The sequence below is a fragment of the Brevibacillus composti genome (genome assembly GCF_016406105.1).
GTDB classification, from domain to species: domain Bacteria; phylum Bacillota; class Bacilli; order Brevibacillales; family Brevibacillaceae; genus Brevibacillus; species Brevibacillus composti.
Window position 1 is genome coordinate 1,170,237 of the sequence record NZ_CP066308.1, and the last position, 21,862, is coordinate 1,192,098.

The 21,862-nt window shown below is 55.0% G+C and carries 24 protein-coding genes; 12 read left to right on the forward strand and 12 right to left on the reverse strand.

Annotated features, from left to right (window positions below; all coding sequences use genetic code 11):
* Window positions 1-14: 14 nt before the first annotated feature.
* The 3 genes from JD108_RS06065 to JD108_RS06075 all read right to left on the reverse strand — a co-directional run bounded on the left by JD108_RS06065 (window position 15) and on the right by JD108_RS06075 (window position 2,571).
* Window positions 15-713 (reverse strand): amino acid ABC transporter permease, encoded by a 699-nt coding sequence (locus tag JD108_RS06065; RefSeq protein WP_198828996.1) that lies wholly within the window; start codon window positions 711-713, stop codon window positions 15-17.
* On the reverse strand, window positions 700-1,548 hold the full coding sequence (locus tag JD108_RS06070) for an amino acid ABC transporter substrate-binding protein (RefSeq protein WP_198828997.1): 849 nt from the start codon (window positions 1,546-1,548) through the stop codon (window positions 700-702). The genes JD108_RS06065 and JD108_RS06070 overlap by 14 nt, the downstream gene beginning before the upstream one ends.
* Window positions 1,549-1,740: 192 nt before the next feature.
* Window positions 1,741-2,571, reverse strand: a complete 831-nt coding sequence (locus tag JD108_RS06075) for an amino acid ABC transporter substrate-binding protein (RefSeq protein WP_198828998.1) — start codon at window positions 2,569-2,571, stop codon at window positions 1,741-1,743.
* Between the two features lie 429 nt (window positions 2,572-3,000).
* Between JD108_RS06075 and queF the strand changes: the two genes are divergently transcribed.
* The 4 genes from queF (at window position 3,001) to JD108_RS06095 (ending at window position 5,784) form a co-directional block, all read left to right on the forward strand.
* Window positions 3,001-3,423, forward strand: a complete 423-nt coding sequence (gene queF, locus JD108_RS06080; protein ID WP_198828999.1) for a preQ(1) synthase — start codon at window positions 3,001-3,003, stop codon at window positions 3,421-3,423.
* 87 nt (window positions 3,424-3,510) lie between these two features.
* The gene (locus JD108_RS06085; RefSeq protein WP_198829000.1) at window positions 3,511-3,912 is read left to right on the forward strand and encodes an Imm1 family immunity protein; all 402 of its coding nucleotides are present in this window, start codon (window positions 3,511-3,513) and stop codon (window positions 3,910-3,912) included.
* Window positions 3,913-3,930: 18 nt separating this feature from the next.
* Window positions 3,931-4,869, forward strand: a complete 939-nt coding sequence (locus JD108_RS06090) for an AEC family transporter (protein WP_198829001.1) — start codon at window positions 3,931-3,933, stop codon at window positions 4,867-4,869.
* Between the two features lie 105 nt (window positions 4,870-4,974).
* Window positions 4,975-5,784, forward strand: coding sequence for a protease complex subunit PrcB family protein (locus tag JD108_RS06095; protein WP_198829002.1), 810 nt, complete (start codon window positions 4,975-4,977; stop codon window positions 5,782-5,784).
* 75 nt (window positions 5,785-5,859) lie between these two features.
* Here the strand turns inward: JD108_RS06095 and JD108_RS06100 are convergent, their stop codons facing one another.
* Window positions 5,860-6,336, reverse strand: a complete 477-nt coding sequence (locus tag JD108_RS06100) for a hypothetical protein (protein WP_198829003.1) — start codon at window positions 6,334-6,336, stop codon at window positions 5,860-5,862.
* An 18-nt stretch (window positions 6,337-6,354) separates the two neighbouring features.
* Window positions 6,355-6,621, reverse strand: a complete 267-nt coding sequence (locus JD108_RS06105) for a hypothetical protein (protein WP_198829004.1) — start codon at window positions 6,619-6,621, stop codon at window positions 6,355-6,357.
* Between the two features lie 563 nt (window positions 6,622-7,184).
* Here JD108_RS06105 and abc-f point away from each other — a divergent pair.
* Window positions 7,185-9,299, forward strand: a complete 2,115-nt coding sequence (gene abc-f, locus JD108_RS06110; RefSeq protein WP_198829005.1) for a ribosomal protection-like ABC-F family protein — start codon at window positions 7,185-7,187, stop codon at window positions 9,297-9,299.
* A gap of 91 nt (window positions 9,300-9,390) precedes the next feature.
* On the opposite strand, the gene JD108_RS06115 is transcribed toward abc-f, so the two are convergent.
* The gene (locus JD108_RS06115; RefSeq protein ID WP_198829006.1) at window positions 9,391-10,557 is read right to left on the reverse strand and encodes an MFS transporter; all 1,167 of its coding nucleotides are present in this window, start codon (window positions 10,555-10,557) and stop codon (window positions 9,391-9,393) included.
* Window positions 10,558-10,723: 166 nt separating this feature from the next.
* Between JD108_RS06115 and JD108_RS06120 the strand changes: the two genes are divergently transcribed.
* From JD108_RS06120 to JD108_RS06135, 4 genes are all read left to right on the forward strand, one after another.
* Window positions 10,724-11,122 carry a hypothetical protein gene (locus JD108_RS06120; RefSeq protein WP_198829007.1) on the forward strand — a complete coding sequence of 133 codons (399 nt, stop codon included), beginning with the start codon at window positions 10,724-10,726 and terminating at the stop codon, window positions 11,120-11,122.
* Window positions 11,119-11,319: a YqgQ family protein gene (locus JD108_RS06125; protein WP_198829008.1), complete on the forward strand. Its 201-nt coding sequence runs from the start codon at window positions 11,119-11,121 to the stop codon at window positions 11,317-11,319. The genes JD108_RS06120 and JD108_RS06125 overlap by 4 nt, the downstream gene beginning before the upstream one ends.
* A gap of 119 nt (window positions 11,320-11,438) precedes the next feature.
* A complete protein-coding gene (locus tag JD108_RS06130; RefSeq protein WP_198829009.1) occupies window positions 11,439-12,044 on the forward strand; it encodes a class I SAM-dependent methyltransferase in 606 nt (201 codons plus the stop codon).
* A 5-nt stretch (window positions 12,045-12,049) separates the two neighbouring features.
* Window positions 12,050-12,670: a DedA family protein gene (locus JD108_RS06135; RefSeq protein WP_198829010.1), complete on the forward strand. Its 621-nt coding sequence runs from the start codon at window positions 12,050-12,052 to the stop codon at window positions 12,668-12,670.
* Between the two features lie 106 nt (window positions 12,671-12,776).
* On the opposite strand, the gene JD108_RS06140 is transcribed toward JD108_RS06135, so the two are convergent.
* Together JD108_RS06140 and JD108_RS06145 are read right to left on the reverse strand one after the other, a co-directional pair.
* On the reverse strand, window positions 12,777-13,214 hold the full coding sequence (locus JD108_RS06140; RefSeq protein WP_198829011.1) for an NUDIX hydrolase: 438 nt from the start codon (window positions 13,212-13,214) through the stop codon (window positions 12,777-12,779).
* Window positions 13,215-13,236: 22 nt separating this feature from the next.
* Window positions 13,237-13,398 carry a hypothetical protein gene (locus JD108_RS06145; protein WP_198829012.1) on the reverse strand — a complete coding sequence of 54 codons (162 nt, stop codon included), beginning with the start codon at window positions 13,396-13,398 and terminating at the stop codon, window positions 13,237-13,239.
* Between the two features lie 127 nt (window positions 13,399-13,525).
* Between JD108_RS06145 and tkt the strand changes: the two genes are divergently transcribed.
* The 3 genes from tkt (at window position 13,526) to JD108_RS06160 (ending at window position 18,738) form a co-directional block, all read left to right on the forward strand.
* Window positions 13,526-15,535 carry a transketolase gene (gene tkt, locus JD108_RS06150; RefSeq protein ID WP_198829013.1) on the forward strand — a complete coding sequence of 670 codons (2,010 nt, stop codon included), beginning with the start codon at window positions 13,526-13,528 and terminating at the stop codon, window positions 15,533-15,535.
* A 178-nt stretch (window positions 15,536-15,713) separates the two neighbouring features.
* Complete coding sequence (locus JD108_RS06155; protein ID WP_198829014.1) at window positions 15,714-18,290, forward strand: transglycosylase domain-containing protein; 2,577 nt, start codon at window positions 15,714-15,716, stop codon at window positions 18,288-18,290.
* Window positions 18,291-18,393: 103 nt separating this feature from the next.
* Window positions 18,394-18,738 carry a hypothetical protein gene (locus JD108_RS06160; protein ID WP_198829015.1) on the forward strand — a complete coding sequence of 115 codons (345 nt, stop codon included), beginning with the start codon at window positions 18,394-18,396 and terminating at the stop codon, window positions 18,736-18,738.
* Between the two features lie 104 nt (window positions 18,739-18,842).
* On the opposite strand, the gene JD108_RS06165 is transcribed toward JD108_RS06160, so the two are convergent.
* The 4 genes from JD108_RS06165 to trmB form a co-directional block, all read right to left on the reverse strand.
* Complete coding sequence (locus JD108_RS06165; protein WP_198829016.1) at window positions 18,843-20,255, reverse strand: L,D-transpeptidase; 1,413 nt, start codon at window positions 20,253-20,255, stop codon at window positions 18,843-18,845.
* An 85-nt stretch (window positions 20,256-20,340) separates the two neighbouring features.
* Window positions 20,341-20,556 carry a hypothetical protein gene (locus JD108_RS06170; protein ID WP_198830240.1) on the reverse strand — a complete coding sequence of 72 codons (216 nt, stop codon included), beginning with the start codon at window positions 20,554-20,556 and terminating at the stop codon, window positions 20,341-20,343.
* Window positions 20,557-20,638: 82 nt separating this feature from the next.
* Window positions 20,639-20,836: a hypothetical protein gene (locus JD108_RS06175; protein WP_198829017.1), complete on the reverse strand. Its 198-nt coding sequence runs from the start codon at window positions 20,834-20,836 to the stop codon at window positions 20,639-20,641.
* A 102-nt stretch (window positions 20,837-20,938) separates the two neighbouring features.
* Window positions 20,939-21,580, reverse strand: a complete 642-nt coding sequence (trmB, locus tag JD108_RS06180) for a tRNA (guanosine(46)-N7)-methyltransferase TrmB (RefSeq protein WP_198829018.1) — start codon at window positions 21,578-21,580, stop codon at window positions 20,939-20,941.
* Between the last annotated feature and the right edge of the window lie 282 nt (window positions 21,581-21,862).

The window sequence follows — 21,862 nt, forward strand, 5'->3', positions numbered from 1 at the left end:
TACATGCTCCCCTTCTAGGCGACGTAGCGGTCAAGCCTGCTCTCGATCCGGTCCTGGATGGCAGCGAGAACGAGACAGATCATCCAGTAGATCAAGGCCGCCTCGGAATAGACCAGCAGCGGCTCATAGGTGGCAGCCGCGATCTCCTGCGCTTTCCGGAACATCTCCGGGACCAGAATGGCAGCCGCCAGCGACGTATCCTTGACCAGACTGATGTACGAATTGGACAGCGGCGGCACGGATACGCGGGCCGCCTGGGGCAGGATGATGCGCACCAGGGCCTGGCGGTAGCTCATGCCGATGGAATAGCCTGCTTCCCATTGTCCCTTTGGAATCGACAGGATGGCCGCGCGGACCACTTCGGATGCGTAGGCGCCGACGTTCAGGGAGAAACCGATCACGGCCGACGGAAACGGATCGATCGTCATGCCGATGCTGGGCAGTCCGTAAAAGATAATGAACAGTTGCACCAGCAGCGGCGTGCCGCGAATAATCGATACGTAGACGCGGGCGATGCCGGACAGCAGCTTGTTGCCGGAGATCCGGGCCAAAGCCGTGAGAATCGCGATGACCAGGCCAATGGCAAAGGAGACAAGCGAGAGCAAGAGAGAGAAGGTCAGTGCGCCTTTCAGGAGCGGCCAGAACGACGTCTGCGCGATCTCTATCCACCTGTCTACGCGCTCGGGATTCTCGAACAGGTTACTTAGAAACATCTGCACCAAACCATTTCTCGGAAATTTTGAGGAACGTGCCGTCTTGCATCATCTCGTCCAGCGCTTTGTTGACCGCCTCTACCAGATCGGTGCTGCCTTTGCGGAACAGGAAGCCGTTTTTGGCGCCGTCCGGGTGTTTGGCGACGATCTTGATTGGCGTATCCGGTTTTTGCTTCAGGAAGTCCAGGAGGGACAAGCCGTCATTGATCGTGATGTCCACACGCTTGGAGACGAGCAGGTCGATCGCCTGGTTGAAGCCTTCGACGCCGACGATCTCGGCGCCGTTCTGTTTGGCGATGTCGGTCAGATTGCTGGTCAGGGTCTGGGCTGCCTTCAGGCCTTTGATGCTGTCAAAGCCCGTGACGGTATTGTTGTCCTTATGCGTGACCAGGACGGCCGTGGATACCGTGTACGGATTGGAAAAATCGTATTTTTCCTGACGGTCGGGGCGAATGCCCACCTGGTTGGCGACGACGTCAAAGCGCTTGGCGTCCAATCCGGCGAACATGGCGTCCCACTGCGTTTCCTGGAATACTGGCTCGACTCCGAGACGTCTGGCTACTTCCGTAATCACCTCAACGTCGAATCCGGTCAGTTTGCCCGATTGGTCGTGAAAAGTAAAAGGCGCGTAGGTGCCTTCCGTTCCAATCACCAGCTTGCCTTCCGCTTTTACTTTATCCAGCAAGCTTTGTTCTGCCTTTTGCTCAGCAGGTGCCTGTTCAGGAGCAGGGGCCGGAGCGGCATTGTTGGATGAAGAACCGGAGCCTTGCGAGCCGCATCCCACAATTCCGAGCAACAGAGAAGAGATGAGTGCGGAGAACAATAATTTTTTCATAATGGAAACCCCCACTAAACCGATATGATTTTTGTTGAGAACATACTAAAAGGCTTTGCCTGTTTTGTCAATAAAAGAATTCCGCTCTTCCTTCGCCGCCCACGGTGTTCGCCTGCGTGGAGAAGCAGAAAAGTGGCAGATCTCTTTTCGCTGATGGAAAAAGAGATCCTGCCACCTGCTGCAATCATGATTTTACTTGGAAATATCCTGCCCAAACCATTTTTCGGAGATCTGCTTCAGCGTGCCGTCCGCATGCATGCCGTCCAAAATCTTGTTGATTTCTTCGACCAGCTCGGTGCTGCCTTTGCGGAACATGAAGCCGCACGGCAGACCTTCTTCTTTTACCTTCACGATCTTCACCGGCGTATCCGGTCTTTGCTTTAGAAAGTCGAGGACGGTCAGGTTGTCGTTCAGGACGACATCGACGCGCTTGGTCGAAATCAGCTCCATCGCGTTGTTGAAGTTATCGACCGCCACGATTTCGGCTTCCAGCTCGCGCGCCAGGTCAGCGTAGTTGCTGGTCAGCGATTGGCCCGCCTTCAGTCCTTTGATGTCCGCAAAGTCTTTTACGGTGGTATTGTCTTTGTGCGTCACCAGTACCGCACGGGAGATGGAATACGGCGTAGAGAAGTCGTATTTTTCCTGGCGGTCGGGGCGAATGCCGACCTCATTGGCAATCAGATCAAAACGCTTGGAGTCCAGTCCGGCGAACATCGCATCCCACTGTGTCTCCTGGAATACGGGTTCTACCCCGAGCCGCTTGGCTACTTCCGTGATGACCTCCACGTCGTATCCGGTCAACTTGCCGGATTGGTCGTGGAAAGTGAAGGGCGCGTAGGTGCCCTCCGTGCCGATCACCAGCTTGCCTTCCGCCTTTACTTTTTCCAGCAGATTTTGCGGAGCGGCAGCGGACTGATCCGGAGCCGCGGATTGATCGGGATTGGCTGGTGCAGAAGAACTGCCGCAACCTGTAATTCCGAGCAATAACGTCGAAATTAAGGCTGAAAACAGAAGTTTTTTCATCGTGAATCCCCCAGTAAGTTGATATGCTTTTATGGGATCATACTAAAAGTCTTTTTCTCTTTTGTCAACGTCTTTGTCTGCGAAAAACTTCCCCTTCTAAAAAGGATGTCCATTTGATATGCTTTACTATGTCCCACGGACGCGAGAGTTCGGAATCCCCACCTCTCGTAAAACAAAACTAGGGGGGAGCAGTCCATGCCTGAAGTCTGTCTTTTGGAAGCCGCTCTCCTGTATTTGCAGGGGCGGCTTTTTTGGTTGTGTATCAAATAAACAGGCACAAATCGGGCCGGGCAAGGCTGCTCTTCGCTGCAAGGAGGAGTGGCCCCATGCTTATACACAGTTTGTAACCGTTGTCCGGCATACATTCCTTTTTCGTCGGTTGGAACAAAAATCGTCAAAAATATTTTAGTAGAGGGGAACGAGAAGACAATGGCAACGGTCGAACACAATCACAGCAAGTACAACAATCTCCGCTTCGATACACAGGATGAAACGGCGATTTTGGTAGATATTCTGGAGACGATCCCGTATGAATACGTCGGGAAACGGACCGAAATCATGATGCCGACCAGCGAATTCACCTCGGTATGTCCGTGGTCGGGCCTGCCGGATTTTGCGGAACTTCGCATTCACCTGATCCCGGGAGAAAAGCTGATCGAGATGAAGTCGCTGAAATACTACCTGACCTCGTACCGCAATGTAGGCATCTATCAGGAGCATGCGACCAATCGCATCTTAAACGACCTGGTGGCCTGCTGCGAACCGCTCTACATGCGCATCGAAGCCATCTGGAACGCACGCGGCGGCCTGGGCACAGAAGTCGTGGTTGAGTATAAGAAAGAAGAAGCGTAAAATAGGGACGTACAACCAAGCCCCCGTCTGTTCCAAGCGGGGGCTGCATCATCATTGCCGCTGGGTAGAGCGAAGGAGAAGAATCCGATGTTAAACGATTGGCGCATGTATACAGATGCGAGCGGTGTCGATCAAAATCATACAGCATGGCATGAGGTCTTAAAGGAAATCGCCCAGTTGAACGGGACGACCCACACCCTGGTTCATGCGGCATACGGCGACCATGTGGATCTGGTCGTCGCCGGAGGAAATCAAGGGATGGTGCTGGTGCAGTGGAAGGAGCATGAGCCGGCCGAGCGCCATTTTGTCCTGACGGCGGACAAGCCCGATGGGGTGATGAATACATTGAGGATCGAGGGGGCCGATGTCCCTTTTCCGGCAGCCTGGTGTGTGCCTCTGGAACAGGTTATCCCGATCGCCGGCGATCTGTTGCGCACATGTGAAAAAGGAGAGCCGCGCGAGCTTGCCTGGATCGCCGTAGAGGCTTAGCGGGGAGGAACCATACAGATGGAAATGTCATTGCTGCTTCAGTCGATTCTCCTGATGGGCGCCATTATCGGGATCGGGAGTGCCATTGGATATCGACATCCGCTGACGGGGGATTCCCGTCAGCTCATCATCACGATCATCGTCAATGTGGCGATGCCGTGCATTATTTTGGACGGCGTGTTCCAAACGCCGATCGACAGTCAGACCTTGACGCAAATTATTGCAATTTTTGCGATTTCCGTACTATTAAATTGTTTCGGAATAGGGATGGGATGGCTGGGGGCGCGCACCCTGCCGCTGCCGGAAAAGAAACGGCGGGAGATGGCGATCCTGTCCGGGCTGGGCAACACCGGGTTTATCGGCCTGCCGCTGTGCGCGGCGCTATTTGGTCCAAAAGGGGCGCTCTTGGCTGCTGTTTTTGACGCTGGCGTGGATGTCGTCATGTGGACCGTCGCCGTCATGATGCTGCAAGACAAAAGCTCGTTCAATCTCAAAGGGCTCAAGGCCATGATCAATATCCCGATGGTCGCCATCGTCCTCGGACTCGGTTCCGCGATGCTCGGGTTCATGCCGCCTCAGCCGGTGAAGGATTTGGTCGGCACTCTGGCCAAACTGGCCTCGCCACTGGCGATGATGTACATCGGCATGCTGCTGCCGCTTTTGCTGCGCAAGAAGCCGCAGGTGTCTCTGCCTGTCATCGGCTTGCCGCTGACCTTCAAGCTCTTTGTCTTTCCGCTCACCGCGGCCATGCTGCTTTCGCTGCTTCCTCTGGATGCGGAGATCACCCGGGTTACGGTCATTCAGGTCGCCATGCCTACGCTGACCATGGCCTCGATTCTTTTCGCCCGTTATGCCGCAGATGAGGAGATGGGCGCGATGACCACGGTCTTTTCCACGCTCCTCGCACTCTTGAGCATCCCTGCGGTGATCATGGTCGGTAATTTCTTCTTGCATTAACGGGCACGCTTCCAAATACAGATTTCTTTTGCTCCGATTGAAACATTTGGCTGCCGGGTAAAGTCAAACAAGGTAAATCGGCTGTATATAATGGAGGAATGCAACATGAGAGGGAAAAAGGCGATCGCTTGTCTGCTCGGACTGCAGCTGGTGGCGGCTTTGCCCGTCACCGCCGCCGTCAGCGGGCAAGCCAAGGTGCCGGCGAATCCGCCGACCGTGCAGGTGACTGTCAACGGGCATGTCACCCAGCTACAGAAACCATCGATCATCATTGGCGGTAGCACCTACATGGCGATAGAGGATTTGACCCATTTGCTTCATGCAAAATGGCAGGCGAAAGGGCAGAGCGGGGTCGAGGTCACCCTGCGGACGGGAGTCATCCTCTCCTTTCAGCTGAACACCAAACGCGCCGCGGTAGGGGATAAATGGACAGAGATCGGTGCGGGCGCGATTTCGCACAACAAGCAAGTCTATTTGCCGCTCCGCTGGGTGATTGAGCAGGCGGGCCATGAGTTGAAGTGGAATTCCCAAACGAGGACGGTGGAAATCGTGGCACCTGAGGGCTATGACCAATTCAAACAGGTGGATTTTGCTTCCCTGACCCAGGAGGAAAAGGACTTCGTGCAGAAGGCAAAAGGGAGAGCAGGCGTGCACCAGCTGGGAGATTTGTATGTGATCGCGCGCGGCCAGTCTCCGAATCCGGGCTACGGAATCGAAGTCGTCGGGACCGAGTGGAGCTGGGAGCAGCTCAAGGTGTACGTCCGGCTGACCAAGCCGGAGCCGGGGAGGATGTACGCGCAGGTGATCTCGTATCCGTATGTGCTTGTGAAAGTGAAGCTGCCGCCCTACACGACGCTTGTCGTGCTGGATGCGGATACCCAGCAGCCGCTCTTTGAAGGGGCCGAAGGGATATAGGATAGGAAAAAGCAAAAAGCGTCAGATCTGCGGGTATGGAATCCGGCAACATGTTCTGACGCTTTTCGATTTGGGTTAATCCCTCTCTTTGTAGGTCCACTTTCCTTTTACAGGGTCTAGTTGAATCTTAAATGATAATGTTTCACCACTTTTTCTTGTAAAAGAGAAGGTGCCTTCCTTTAGCTCTTCGTCTAAGAGGATAATCGGTATCTGGTCTCCGACTTGAGCGTATTTTTGCATGATTTTGTCCTGTACTTCAATAAAAGATGACTGTACTTCCTCCGAATACATTTTTCCAATTTTCTCATCAAGAGAAGGTCTTTCAGTAAAATCAGCATATATCCATTTTTTGTTATTCCTATCTATCAAAATATTCAAATTCTCCAGCGACTTCGCTTCTACATCGATCCCTAGGGTTTGAAGTGTAGACTGATGTCTTGCTTTCTCAAGCATATCTGGATCTTCCGTTGCATTGATCTGATTGCTAATGAATAGAGTCGTACCTGCCATTAGAAGGGCTAGTCCCAAAAAAGTGATTCTCTTCCTATTCATTATCGAAACCTCCTATTTTTATTTTGGCCACTGATCCATTGAAGTTTTCGTTTTATTCTCTCCTAATCGGTTGTAAACATAATGAGAAGAGGTAATCTTTGCTTTGTGTAAAACTATAGCGCTTGCATCATAATCTATTGATGCATAAGAGGGGTCGTTGTCATAGTCAGTTTTTATTAAATCACCATTCACATAAAAATATGAGTACACACGAGCATATGACAAATCGCTGCCCTCTCCTCGTGTGTATCCCCATAAATAGGCGGTTTTTCCGGTTACATCCATAACGCGAGATCCCTTTTTTGGTAATAATTACATTTTAAAGCGCGTTAAGAGTAATATACATAGGCAATTAGTCATATTCCTCCATTTTGTTATTCAACAACATATTAATATTTCTAATATTTCTGCGTAAATCTATCATCATTAATACCTGAAATCATACTCAAAAATGAGAAGGAATGTTACCTAAGTACACATACAGCCCATTGCCGTGCATTCGCATATCCTGTATAGTGAAATAAGGAAATTGTCCATTCTCAGGAAGGAGGTGCAAGGTACGTGTTTGGAGCCGTTCAAGCTTGGTTTATTGTTGAAACCAGCAGTATGACACATCATTTTTTCCGTCGAGGGGGAAGTCTGCCCTTTTTTGGTCATACAACCGAACGGAAGCAAATCAGGCGTACCATGCATCGGTATTAGGATAAGGCAGCTGACGATCTCCAGGCGATCCCCGAGAGGATCACGTTTTCGTCCGCATTCACGATTCGATAAACGATGCCGCAGGTGCTTGCCTGCGGCTTTTTTGCGTTCAAAAAAGCACCATCCAACCTGAGGAGGAAAAAATCATGATTATCGTATCTGCACAAACCATCTATAAAAGCTATGGAGCCACCCCCGTACTGGAAGGGGTGACGCTGGAGATAAAAGCGGGAGAGAGAGCGGGCTTCGTCGGCCCGAACGGAGCAGGCAAAACGACGCTGTTCAAGCTGCTGGCAGGGCTCGAGCAGCAGGATCAGGGCGATCTTTTCCGGGCCAAGGGGAGTGTCTGGGCGTATCTGCCGCAAACGCCGCAATACCCGCAGGATTGGACGGGACGGGATGTGATCGCCAGCGCATTTGCCGAAGGGCTGCGTCTGCAGGCGGAGCTCGGCGAACTGGAGAGGCAGATGAGCGCAGCGACGGCCGAGGACAGCGGGTGGGAGCGCCTGGTCCACCGCTACCAGCAGAAGCAGGAGGATTTCGAGAGGCTGGGCGGGTACACCTGGGAGGTGCGCATGGCACAGGTCATTGAAGGGCTCGGGATCGCGGATCGGCTCTTGTTCACTCCCTTTGTCCAGCTGAGCGGAGGCGAAAAGACGAAGGTCGGCCTGGCCAAGCTGCTATGTGAGCGAAGCGACGTTCTCCTGCTCGACGAGCCGACCAACCATTTGGATGTGGAAGCCATGGAGTGGCTGGAGGGCTTTCTGCGCGATTACGAGGGGACCGTCCTCCTGATCTCCCATGACCGTCATTTTCTCGATGCGGTGGTTACCTCGATCTATCATGTGGACGGGGGCGAGGTGGAGCACTACCACGGCCACTACAGCTATTTTCTGGCGGAGAGGGAAGAGAGGCTGCTGCGCCAGTTTGAAGCCTACCAAGAGCAGCAGAAGAAAATCAAGAAGATGCAGGAGACGATCAAGCGGCTCAAGGAATGGGGCAATCGCTCGAATCCGCCCAACGAAGCCTTTCACCGCCGGGCCAAAAGCATGGAAAAGGCGCTGGCGAGGATCGAGCGCATCGACCGGCCGCGGCTGGAGGCGGAGCGGATGGGCCTGTCCTTTCAAAAAACAGACCGAAGCGGCGAGGAAGTCCTGATCGCCGAAGGACTGCATAAAGCCTACGGAGAGAAGCTGCTGATGAAGGGGGCGGATCTGCTTCTTCGCTACGGAGAGAGGAAGGCGCTGCTCGGCCCCAACGGCAGCGGCAAGTCGACTTTTCTCAAAATGATGCTGGGGGAGGAAGCTCCCGACAGCGGAACGGTGAGGGTCGGTGCGAGCGTAAAGGTGGGCTATCTCTCCCAGCAGGCGCTGGAAGGCGATCAGCAGCGGCGGCTGATCGATGTCTTCCGCGAGACGGCAGCGGTATCCGAGGCAGAGGCGCGTCATCGGCTGGCCCGCTTTCTCTTTTACGGCGAGCATGTGTTCAAGCGGCTCAGTCAGCTGAGCGGGGGCGAGCGGATGAGATTGCGTCTCGCGCAGCTGATGCATCAGGAAATCAATCTGCTCATCCTGGATGAGCCGACCAACCACCTGGATATCGAGTCGCGGGAGACGCTGGAGGAAGCGCTGGCCGATTATCGCGGCACGCTGCTGATCGTCTCCCACGACCGTTACTTTTTGCAAAAAATGGTGGACGGGGTGTATTGGGTCGAGGACGGTCGGCTTGTCCACTACGAAGGGTCCTTTCGGGAAGCGCTCGAAAAAAGGAAGCGGGACAGGGGGGAGCGGGGCTTCGACAGCATGGAAGCGGGCAAAGCGGCGGATGCGCCGAGCATCTCCTCGAAAACCGGATGGACTGGCGAACAGACCGCTTCGCGCCGTGCAGAAGAACCTTCGTCTCGCGGCATCGCCACGGCAGGTAAAGAGAGCATGTCTTCCCGCGAAATCTCTCCTGCACGAGGTGACAGCATGTCATCCCGCCCATTGGCTATTGCGCCGGAAGACCATACATCATCCCGCTCACCCCAGGCGGCGTCTGCAACCAAAAAGGGAGCGTCCAAACGGGTGAATGCCTATAAGCTGGCGGAGCTGGAGCGGCAGATTGCCGAACTGGAAGCCAGGCGGGAGACGCTGACTCGGCTGCTGGCAGAAGGGCATCCCGACTACACCCAGCTGATGGAGTGGCAGCAGGAGTGGGAGCGGGTAGAGGCGGAAAGAGATGCCCGCTATCTGGAGTGGCTGGAGATGCAGCCCGAGTAGGCAGCGGCAGACATGGAAAGATGTGTGTGGGCGACATAGAAAAAAGCAGAGTCATTTCCCCCGGGGAAATGGCTCTGCTTTTTCCATTCATTCAGCCTTGGGCCTGCTGCGGAAGCCGATGGTAGCGGGTGCGGAACAGCACGAGCATCACGACCATCAGGATGCCGCCGACGAGAAACGGTCCGCTGGCCGTCCACTGATAGACGGCCCCGCCGGCGAGCGGGCCGAGGATGCGGCCGAGGCTGTCCATCGAGCTGATCGCGCCGCTGGTCACCCCTTGTCCCTGGCTCGTCCGCTGCGTGATCATCGCAGTGCCGGTAGCGCGGATCATGCCTTGTCCAGCTCCGAAGAGGGAGAGGGTCAGGGCGAGCGCCCAAAAGTTCGCCGCCAGCGGAATGGAGAAGAAACCTACCGCGTAGAGAACCAGTCCGATCGTGAGGACGAGCGGCTCCCCGAGGCGCTTTACCATTTTGCCAATCAGTCCAGCCTGCACAAAAGCCGAAATGATGCCCATCACGAGAAACATCATGCCCAGATCCTTGGACGTAAAGCCGTATAAATCATTGATGAACAGGGCAAAGGTCGTCTCCAGGCCGGAGAAGGCAAACGAGACGACAAACATGATCCCGTACATCAGCGACAGCGGACCGAAGACCACCGTGAGCAGATTCCCTTGTTTGTCCCGGGCCATTCCTGTCCGCTTTTCCTTCGGCAGGCTTTCCGGCAGGGCAAACAGGATCAGGAAAAAGGTCAATAGCGCAACGCCGCCCGATGCAAAGAACGGGACGGCAAAGCCGTACGGGCTGAGAAAACCGCCGATCGCCGGTCCGAAGACAAAGCTCAGGCCAATCCCTGCCCCGATGATGCCCATTCCCTTGGCCCGTTCTTCGGGAGGGAAGACATCGGCTACCATGGCGGTTACCGTAGGCAGGGCCGCTGCAGACACAATCCCGCCGAGTATGCGGTAGGCCAACATTTCCGTATAGCTGCCCGCCAATCCGAACAGGATAAATGTGATGGAAAAGCCAAACAGGCCAAACGCGATCAAGGGTTTTCGCCCGATACGATCAGACAGGGCTCCCCAGATCGGGGCAAACAGAAACTGCATGATGTTGTAGCTCGCAAACAAAATGCCAATTTCAAAGGAAGAAGCCCCCACATTCTCGGCAAAGAATGGAAGAATCGGGATGATGATCCCGAACCCCAGCATGGTGAGAAAGGCAATCAGAAACAATAGGGGGAGGTACTTCTTTTTCACGCACACTTACCTCTTTCCGCCAAAAAATATGATGATGTTTCCACCTTACGTGAAGGTTTGTTTGAAGTCAAGCAAGCCAAAGGGACGAGATGACAGAGTCGTGTTATACTGGTAAAATGACATCATTTCGTCATAACGATGCTATCGAGGTAAGAGGTGTGTATCGATGTCTACCGCCATGTTGGTGTACCTGGCCGGGGAAGAAGATGACTGGCTGGATGAAATTCTCGACCGTTTTCAAGAAGTGCGAGCGATGGTTCCGGGTGCAAAAACCTTTCGGCTTCTGCAGGAGGAGCGTCAGTCGCTCGGCCTCGAACGTATGGTCCTGGTCGTCAATGCCGCCTACGAACAGGAAGAATGCCGCCAGTTTTTGCGGCTGGTGCAGGAGGATGAACAGTTCGCTTCCGATCCGCTTTATCTGGTAGGACTGAAGGAAGGAGAGCAGGACAGCTGGAAGCAGGCGTACCCGCAAGCGAAGATTGTCGTGATTACGGGATTTGCAGTCGAATTCGACTATGATGCCGTACTGTCTCAGATGGCATCCGATCTGGAGGGGTCGCGTTGAACGGACGGGAAGGATTTGATCTGCAGTCATTTCTGAAGCGTTACAATCTCTTCATTTATACCGGAGATCCGGAAGGCGACATGATCCTGCTGGAGGACGAGATTCGCGAGCTCTACCAGCTTGGGATCATCGAAAAGGAAGAGATGCTGGAAGCCCTGACATCCGTAAAAAAGCGATATCAAAAAGAGGAACGGTAACAGCCGTCTCCTCTTTTTTTTGCGGGGAAAAAAGAATCTTAAGAAAATCTTTTGTTTTTTCTTTCCTTTTTGCTAAGGAATGACGGGTAGGATGAGTAAGGAGAGGAGTGACGGAATGAATGGAAACGACGTCTCATAGAGAAAGTAGACTGGAACCGATGCTTGTTCCCGTAACAGACGGGCTGGTGTTTGCCGCAAAATTTTTCTCTTCTCCCCGATCGGTCGGAAGCATCGTCCCCAGCTCTCGTCAGCTGGTGAAGACGATGATGGCTGCGGTAGAGTGGGAACACGCCACTGCTGTCGCGGAGTTGGGGGCTGGGACGGGTGTATGTACAGAGGCGATCCAGGAGGCCAAAAGAGTGGACTGTCAGGCGCTGATCCTGGAGCAGGACGACACCATGCGCATGCGGCTCGCCCGCCGCTACCCCGAGCTTCGTTACGGACAAGACGCCTGCAGGCTGACAGCAGAGATGGCGGCAAACGGAATGGGACAGCTGGATGCCGTGATCAGCGGACTCCCCTTTGCCAATTTTACGCAGCAGCTGCGCGACGATATTCTGGACCAGGTAGCGGCTGCGCTGAAGCCTGGCGGGGTTTTTGTACAGTTTCAATATTCGCTGCAATTGAAGAAGCAGCTGGAGAGGCGTTTTGCGAGCGTGCAGATCCGATTTGTGCCGTTTAACTTCCCCTGCGCGTTTGTCTACGTCTGCCGAAAGAGAGGATGATGCTCATGGATGCGGATATGCTTACGGGCATGGTTGCCCAGTACGGGTATCCGGCCCTGTTTTTTGCCCTGTGGCTGGGGATTGTGGGGATGCCGGTACCCGACGAGATGATTGTGATGACAGCCGGAGCGATAACGGCTCAGGGCTGGCTGCAGCCGATTCCCGCCTTTGTCGCCGTCTATCTGGGAGTTGTCTCCGGCTTGTCGCTCGGGTACGTCCTGGGCTATCGAATCGGAGCGCCGATCCTGCAGTGGCTCGCCCGCAAGCTGAAAGGGGAAAAGTATTTGAACAAAGCGGAGGATTTGCTGAATCGCTACGGAAATGGAGCCATATGCTTGAGCTATTTTTTTCCTGTCGTCCGTCACGTGGTTCCTTATCTCGTAGGGATTCAGCGGATGCCGCTGCGCCGGTATGCGCTGTATTCGCTGCCGACCGGGTTTGTTTGGACGCTGAATTACTTCATGGCCGGCCGGTTGTTTGGCCGTCATTTAGACGCGATTATGAGCGGTGTCCAAACCTATGGAGGCATTACTTTTTTGGCGCTGGTATTGCTTGCCGCAGCCTTCTTTTGGATCCGCCGCCGGCAAGCGGGGCAGCATGAGGCGCAGACACAGAGGGTACGGTAGAAGCCGTACCTTTTTTTGTTGATGCGTTCGGGACGATGCCGTGGGGGATAAGAAGCATGTTCCCATGCTGCTTCACCCGGCGGCCGCGTAACGAAGAAGTGGATCTCTAGCTCCAGCCAAAACTCTGAAACCACTGCCCATTCCGAAAATTAGAGATCGCCTGGCGCACATACGGGATTACATTCGCGGGCAGCTCGTCCATATGCGCCCAGCGCAATTCGTCACACTTGTCAGGCTCTTTGTTCACGATCTCGCCTGTCCACTTTTCGGCCGAGACAAAAAAATCAATCCGCTCATCCGTCGACAGGCGGTGCATCACTCCCACGACACGCAGGTCATCGGGGGAGATGCGGATGCCTACCTCTTCCTGCGCTTCGCGGATGGCAGCGGCCGCAACCTCCTCGCCGCCGTCGAGATGGCCGGCAGGAACGCTGTAGTTGCCGTCCTCATAGCCCGTCTGATAACGGCGCAGCAACAGAATTTCGTCTCCCCGCATGAGGAACAGATGGACGGCAGTCGGCAAGGTATGTCGTTCTTTTTTCATGGATCTGCTCTCCTCGTCTCGTTTACTCCCGGGAATCATGTGGCGGCTGATGGTGCTCCGCCGCTCTTTGCTTCAGGTACTTGTCTCTTTTGCGTATCGCGGGCGATGTGGCCATGGCGTACAAGAGCATGCCAAAGCCTGCCAGTCCCAAGATAATTCCGATCGTGAGATATCCGATATGCACGGTTGCTCCTCCTTTTTTCAGCCCCGGGTATGATAAGTCTCCTCGAACTGTGTTATAATTTGTGGAGTTGTAATCTGGCAAGAGAAGAAGTTTTTTCTCAGATAAAAACGCAGGGAGGCTCCACTCGATGACTCAGCACACGTCTGTCGATCATTTGGCAATCAACACCATCCGCACGTTGGCAATCGATGCGATCGAAAAGGCCAACTCCGGGCATCCGGGCATGCCCATGGGCGCAGCGCCGATGGCCCATGTTTTGTATAGCCGCTTTATGAAGGTGAATCCGCAAAATCCGAGCTGGGTGGATCGCGATCGCTTCGTCCTTTCCGCCGGACATGGCTCAATGCTATTATACGCGATGTTGCACCTGATGAAATACGATGTTTCACTGGAAGACCTGCACAGCTTCCGTCAGTGGGGAAGCAAAACTCCCGGCCATCCGGAATTTGGCCACACCCCTGGCGTCGATGCGACGACCGGTCCGCTGGGACAAGGCATTGCGATGGCTGTCGGGATGGCGATGGCCGAAAGGCATTTGGCTGCGGTCTACAATCGGGACGGCTTCGATATCGTCAATCACTACACCTATGCCATCTGCGGCGACGGCGACCTGATGGAAGGCGTATCCAGCGAGGCGTCCTCCCTGGCCGCACATCTGAAGCTGGGCAAGCTGATCGTTCTCTACGATTCCAATGATATTTCGCTGGACGGCGAACTCTCCCTCTCGTTCTCGGAAAATGTGGCGCAGCGCTATCAAGCGTATGGCTGGCAATATCTGCGCGTCGAGGACGGCAATGATCTGGCGGCGATCGAGGCTGCGATTGCCGAGGCGAAGCAGGACGAGAGCCGTCCGACACTGATCGAGGTCAAAACCGTGATCGGCTACGGCAGCCCGAATAAAGGCGGCTCCAGCAAATCGCACGGAGCCCCGCTCGGCAAGGACGAGGTGAAGCTGACCAAAGCGGGCTACGGTTGGAACTACGAAGAAGAATTCCACATCCCGGCCGAGGTTGCCGAATTCTACAGCAAACGGGCGGAAGCCGGCCAGAAGGCAGAGGCGGAGTGGAAAGAGCGCTTTGCCGCGTACGCCAAGGCGTACCCGGATCTGGCCCGGCAATTCGAGACGGCGATGTCCAACCAACTGCCGGCGAACTGGGACAGCGAGCTGCCTGCATATGAAGCAGGCGCGAAGCTGGCGACCCGCGCTGCATCCGGCAGTGCCATCAATGCGCTGGCCAAAACGGTGCCGTACCTGTTCGGAGGATCGGCAGACCTGGCCTCTTCCAACAATACGCTGATCAAAGAAGCGGGCAACTTCCTGCCCAGCTCCTACGACGGCCGCAATATCTGGTTTGGCGTCCGCGAGTTCGCGATGGGCGCTGCCTTGAACGGAATGGCCTTGCATGGCGGTTTGAAGGTGTACGGCGCTACGTTCTTTGTCTTCTCCGACTACGTGCGTCCGGCGATCCGTCTCTCCGCGCTGATGAAGCAGCCGGTCATCTACGTCTTTACCCACGACTCCATCGCGGTTGGCGAAGACGGACCGACCCATGAGCCGATCGAGCATCTGCCCTCCCTGCGGGCGATTCCAGATCTCACGGTGATTCGTCCCGCCGATGCGGTGGAGACCAATGAGGCCTGGAAGTATGCGCTGTCCCGCACGGATGAACCGGTGGTCCTGGTGCTGACCCGCCAGAATCTGCCTGTGATGCAGGAGACGATCGAGAAGGCGGCAGAAGGCGTCAGCAAAGGAGCGTATGTGCTGGCGGATGCAGCCAATGGCCAGCCGGACCTGCTCTTGCTGGCGACCGGTTCGGAAGTGTCGCTCGCGATGGAAGCGCGTGCCGTCTTGGCCGAGCGCGGCATTCAGGCGCGCGTCGTCTCGATGCCGAGCTGGGAGCTGTTCGAGCGCCAGCCGCAAGCCTATCGCGATCAGGTCCTCCCGCCGGCGGTCAAAGCGCGTCTGGGCGTGGAGATGGCCGCACCGCTCGGCTGGGAGCGCTACGTCGGCGATGCGGGCAAAATCATCGGCATCAGCCAGTTTGGTGCCTCCGCACCGGGCGAGCGCATCATGAAAGAATACGGCTTCACGGTAGAAAATGTGGTAGCCGAGGCAGAAAAACTGCTGAAAAAGTAATCGGATAAGCGCAACCCCAAAAGCCTATTTCCTTCGGGAGATAGGCTTTTTCCAGTGACAAACGGAGCCGTTTATGAAATCATAGACGGCAGAAGACGGCACATATCAAAGAAACTTTTTCAAAAAGCGTCCGTCTATAACAAGTGGGGGAGTAAAGAAAGAAACCAGGAGGTCAGTCATGGCAACAAAGGCCAAGAAAACAGTCAGAAAGAAAAAAAGCAATCTGCTGATGTTTGCCGTATCCTTTACCATCTTTCTGCTCTTGAGCGTCATCGGCGGCTATATGTCACTCTTGTACGCCGGTGAAAAGATGATTGAGACGCAAATACAAAAGCTGGAGGCTTTAAAGGCAGAACCGACTGTTATATACGACAAGAACAAAAACGAAATAGCCAGTCTGGTCATTGAGAAAAATCGGGAATACATGCCGATTTCGAAGATGCCCGACTTTTTGATCAAAGCGTTCATTGCCGTCGAGGACAAACGCTTCTTCGAACACAAGGGAGTGGACATGATCCGGATCGGGGGCGCGATTATCAACGATATCCGCAAAGGGTCGCTCGCCGAGGGCGGCAGCACGATCACGCAGCAGCTCGCCCGCAACGTGTTTCTCTCGCTGGACAAAACCTTTTGGCGGAAAACCAAAGAGGTGAGCATCGCGATCGGCTTGGAGCGCAAATTCTCCAAGGATCAGATTTTGGAGATGTATCTCAACCAGGTCTACCTGGGCAAAGGGGCGTTTGGGGTAGAGGACGCCGCTCTTCACTACTTTGGCAAGTCGGTAACGGACGAGAGATTCACCTTGGCGGAAGCGGCCACACTGGCAGCGATCCCCAAAGCGCCGACGCACTACTCGCCGTTTAACAATCCGGAAAAGGCGAAGGAGCGTCGCGACACCATCCTGCGCCTGATGCATGAGCAAGGCTTTATTACCCTGGAACAAAAAGAAGCGGCACAGGCCGAACCGCTGCCGGAGGAACGGGAGGACGGAGGAAAAAGCGGCGGAAGCGGGCTGAAAAAAGGCTATCAGGCATTCTTTGACTACATTCTCCGCGAAGCGAAAGACAAGTACGGCGTGACGGAGGAAGAGCTGTATCGGGGAGGCTGGTCCGTCTACACCACGCTGGACCCCAATATGCAGGATGCCATGGTCAAAGCGTATGCCAATGAAAAGAACTTCCCGAAACCGGGAGCGAAGCGGGCCGTCCAATCGGCGATGGTCGTCGTCGACGCCAAAAACGGCGGAATCGCCGCGATGATGGGCGGACGCGATTACAAGGCAAAAGGCTTTAACTTTGCGACGGACATGGCCCGTCAGCCAGGCTCCTCCTTCAAGCCAATCGCCGTATTTGCGCCGGCGGTCGATACGGATATTGGCAAATGGAACGCAAACTCCCGGCTGTCCAACCAGCGCCAGAGCTTCAACGGCTACGAGCCGCGAAACCACAACGGCAAGTACAGCGAGTCGGTCAGCATGATGCGGGCGGTCATCAATTCGGATAACGTTCCGGCCGTCTGGCTCTTGAACGAGATCGGCGTAAAAACCGGGATGAAGTATATCGAGAAATTCGGCATCCAGTTGTCGCCGGAAGACCGCAACCTGGCAATCGCACTCGGGGGCCTGAGCAGCGGTACATCTCCCCTGAAGATGGCCCAGGCCTATACCACCTTCGCAAACGGCGGCGTGATGGCCGAATCGCATGTGATCGAGAAGCTGGAAAACAAGCAAACGGGTGTCGAGCACGTCTATGCAGCGAAAGAAAACCGGGTGCTGAAACGGGAGGCGGCCTGGGAAGTGCACACCATGCTGGAGCGTGCCGTCCAGGAAGGAACCGGGCGCGCTGCGCGCATCTCCGGCCGTCCGGTCGCCGGGAAGACGGGAACGACCCAGTCCACCGTCGGAGGCAGCAGCGTCAACAAAGACGCGTGGTTCGTCGGATATACCCCTGAGTATGTAGGGGCCGTCTGGATGGGCTTCGATCCGGAAGACAAAGATCACCAGATGAAGCAGGGCAGCAGTTTGACGGCCAAAATGTTTGCCGCGGTGCTGAGCGAAGGACTGAAAGGTGTGAAGGTTAGCCAGTTTGAACCTCCGGCAGGCTTGCAGCGGCAAGTAGAAGAGGAACCGGAAGAAACGTCTTCCGTACAGCTTTTCGCCGACTTGACACTGGACCATAATCAGCTGAAAGTGGTGCTCAGCTGGATGGGCGGGGAACCGGAGTTCACCTATGATATCTATCGCTTTACCGACAATCCCGAGAACCGGGAGAAGATCGCGGAAGGCGTGCGCGAGACAATCTATGTGGATACGCTCAGCGGGGATAAGATGTATAAGTACCTGGTGATTCCGCGCGATGCGAACGGTGAGGAAAAGACGTCGTCCAACATCGCGGAGATAGACATGAGCCACTTGGAAAATCTCCTGCGCGAAGGCGACCATCACGATGATGGACAGGAAGGAGATATCCCGATCGAGGGTGGAAACGATAACGGCCAGTGGCCCGGCAATGGGAACGGCAACGGAAATGGGAACGGCAACGGCGATGGCAATGGCGATGGCAACGGCAACGGCAACGGCAACGGAGACAGCGGCCAGCCGGGCAATTCTGGAGAACAGCCGCCGGTGACGATTCCGCCTGACATTCTCCCGCCGACCGAGGGGAATCCGGAGATGCCGCCGCCAGGCATCGAACTGCCGCCGCCGCCATCCGACCAAGGCGGCCAGATGACGATTCCGCCGGGAACCAACGGGTAGCAATAGGAAATCTTCCCAGATAATTGGCGTCGGCGCGACTATTTTCACAACAAGGCGCTCGTGGTACAATAGCATGTAAATCGGGAGACAGGAGGGACTGTCCATGAAAGACTTTACCCAAGAGAATCTGCAAGCATTTTTCACGGAAAAGCTACGGCGTGCCAAGGTAAACTTTGAACGTGCTCTCGACTGTAAACACACCGATTTCGACGACCTGTACCCATACATGAACGAACAGCCACAGTTCTTCTGGTACAAACGCTATGTCGCCTGGTCGGAACTGTTGACCGTCGTCCGCTTGGCCGAAGAGCTGGAAATTGATTGGATCAGCGAATTTAATCAGCAACAGGTAGATTTCATCAAAGGCAAAGTTCTGCAAGGCAAGGTGCTGGACCAGTGGCATCCTGAGACCGAGCAGGAGGAAACCGTAAGCAATCTCGAAGAGTAATCAGACCCGGCATGCAAGCCTGCCCGCTTGCAAACGGATCTCTGCCGATAATCGAACAGCAAAACGCGCTCTCTTTTGGAGAGCGCGTCTTTTTTTTCGCGGGACTAATGGAGCCAATGATACGTAATGCCCGGCGTCTCCTCTTCCGGCCCGGCCGCCAGCAAAAACGGGGCGGGATTGGCCCATTCGGGTACAGGGGGAGAGCGGTGGGAGATCATGACCTCCGTGCCGATGGCGGCAAAGGAATACAGCTCGTCGACGTCGGGGTTGTGCAGGCGGATGCAGCCGAGAGACAGGGAATCTCCGATGCTGTCGGGCTGATTGGTGCCGTGGATGGCATAGCCATCTGCCTGAAAGACAAGGCCCCGCGAACCGTAAATATGGTCATGCCCATGCGGGCGGTTGATTTTTTTCTGGATGGAAAAATAGCCCTCGGGGGTGCTTCCATGGCGCCCGATGCCGATCGGATATTGTCTGACGATGTGCGGACCGCTTGCGAGCGTCATCGTATGCGTCGCCTGGTGGACGTGGATCTGCAGCGGCTGCAGCGGGACAAAAGGCTCCGGGTACCCCTGAAGAGGAATGACTTGCTGCATGCTTTCCCAGGCAGACTCCGGGCGAAACAGGGCGGGATAATACGGCCATGCCGCCATGCCGCTGGCTGCTGTAGGCACCGGGACCGCCGCCAGCGCATTGGCCGGGTAGGGGGCAGCCAGCTGCTCCAGTGATTCGGGAAGGAATCCGTTTCGTTGATGAGCCCGGTACACAGCGTTTCGCAGAGTCAGGACCTGTTCCATCGCCCGCTGCTCCTCGGCGAGCTGTGCCTGCGCCGTTTGAACGGCCGGTTTGTCCTGACAGATGCAGGGCTGCTCAAACCAGAGGTCGCCGAGGACGGTCCTGCTGACCGGATCGTAGCGGAGCAGGCCGCGCAGCTGGCTGGGGCGGTAGAACAATAGCGGCGTGTACATCGGCGCTCCCGGCACCTCCGGCACGACCAGGACGGTGTAGGGGTGCTTGAGCGAGGGGCGCCGGGAAGCTGCGTAGGCTTCCACCTGGCTTCGGAGCTGATCGTTTCTGATGTGCGCTGGCACCGCGATCACCTCGACGTGTGGGCGCGGTGCCACCTCCCGCTGGACCGTTTTCGAGGGAGCGGGCTTGCCCGGTTCGGTAAGCAGGCCGGGAGCGAAGCCAAACTGGCTGTAGAGAAAAAGCAGGGAGGCGAGCAGCAGACGGCCCGACCGCTGCCAGACGCGTTTGCGCCTTTTTCGCAGCAGCGCGTGATAGGCATCTCTCGTCTGCTCGAAGAAATCGCCGGGCGGCAGATGGAGAGCCCGGCGGTACGCCTGCAAAGCGTGTTCGTCTTTCCCCAGGCGTTCCCATTCCGCGCCGAGATGATGCCAGCCGATGGCTGCCTGCGGATGCTTGTCGGTGAACCACAGGTAAAAAGAGAGGTCGGTTCGATCCGGGTAGGTGATGTGGTATGCACTTTTTTCCTGAAGAAATTGAACCTTGTTCACAAAAATACCTCCCTCTTGGAAATATCGGCCAAAAGGGAGGAAATGGTGAGTATCAACCGATCGGAATAGAGCTGGCAGTCCCGGTTTAACGCGAGTCCGTATCCCGGTTTTTTAGCCGGTCGATCAGTAGATCCAGCTTCTGGTTCAGCGTGCGGTCGTTCTCTGTCTTGTTCTTCACAAACCGCAGCACGCTGAACAGGAAGTAGAGAATAAACCCGTAAAACGCAATCATCACGAAGAGGGAGAATCCTATCATCATCGACGGGCCGAAATCAAGACTAACTGCGCCAAAATCCAACATACTATCTCCCCTTTACCCACATGGAAATCGGTTTCCCTTCCCATCAAACGGCCGGTATCAAGCCCCGCGTCCACGAATCTTCCTATTCTTCGTTCTCTCTCTTGCTTTTTTGGAGCTGGCTTATCAACAAATCGAGCTTCTGGTTGCGAGCCCGGTCATTTTCCGTTTTTTCTTTCATAAAGCGCAGTACACTGAACAGGAAATACAGAATAAACCCGTAAAACGCCAAAACGATTAAGAACCACAATATGCCCAAAGAGCCAAATGCAAACGAAGCCATGCAGGTATCTCTCCTCAAATCTGGAATTTCCATCCATTATAACATTTGCAAATGAAAAAAAGACAGTCTCGCCTTAAAGAGACTGTCTTTTTTGGTTCTGTGCTACGAGGGACAAATCGCTTCCGCCCGGTAAATCCGCTGTCCTCTCGAAGAAAAACGCTCTTCGTATTCGGTCATCACATTGTCTTCGGCCCAGGGAGAATGATGCAGATCAAAGGTGATATGGCGCAATTGAAAGCGCTCGTCCGAAAATTGGTTCAGCGAGAATTCGAACAGTTTTTCATTGTCTGTTTTGAGGTGGATCTCGCCGTTTTTGACCAATACCTGCTGATAGGTCTTGAGGAAGCTGGAGTAGGTCAGCCGCCGTTTGGCATGGCGGGTTTTGGGCCAGGGATCGCTGAAGTTCAGGTAGATGCGGGAGACTTCCCCCGCTCCGAACAGGTCGGGCAGCAGCGCCGCATTGAACTGCACGAAGGCGAGGTTCGGGATGGCCCGCTTCTCTGTCCGCTGGGCCGCCCGCAGGACGACCTCCGCCTTCAGCTCGATCGCGATGAAGTTGATCTCAGGGTGACGCTCAGCCAATGTATTGATAAAACGCCCTTTTCCGCAGCCAATCTCGATATGGATCGGATGATCGTTGCCGAAGCGTTCCTTCCATCTTCCTTTATAGCGGACAGGGTTGTCCACAAACGTAGGGTATTCGCGCAGTGCCTCTTCTGCACCGGGGATGTTTCGCAGTCGCATAGGGACCTCCTTCAAAGATAGCTCTTATTACTTTACGTCCAGTTGCGAAAGGTTGCAAGCGGGCACTGAAGAGTTGCGGCGGATTGATCCATTTTTGTCCTGCGGATGCACCAGACAAATGGAAAGGTTTATGAAAATGGATAGGCCCTAAGTCGCAATTTACATAGAGAAGAGAGGGTATCGGCAGGCAAAAATTGGACAGAAATCATAGAAATTGCTGGAAAGGGAATAGACTGAAAATTTGCGGGGATTCCGATAAGGGCGGGAACGAGCGTGTCAACA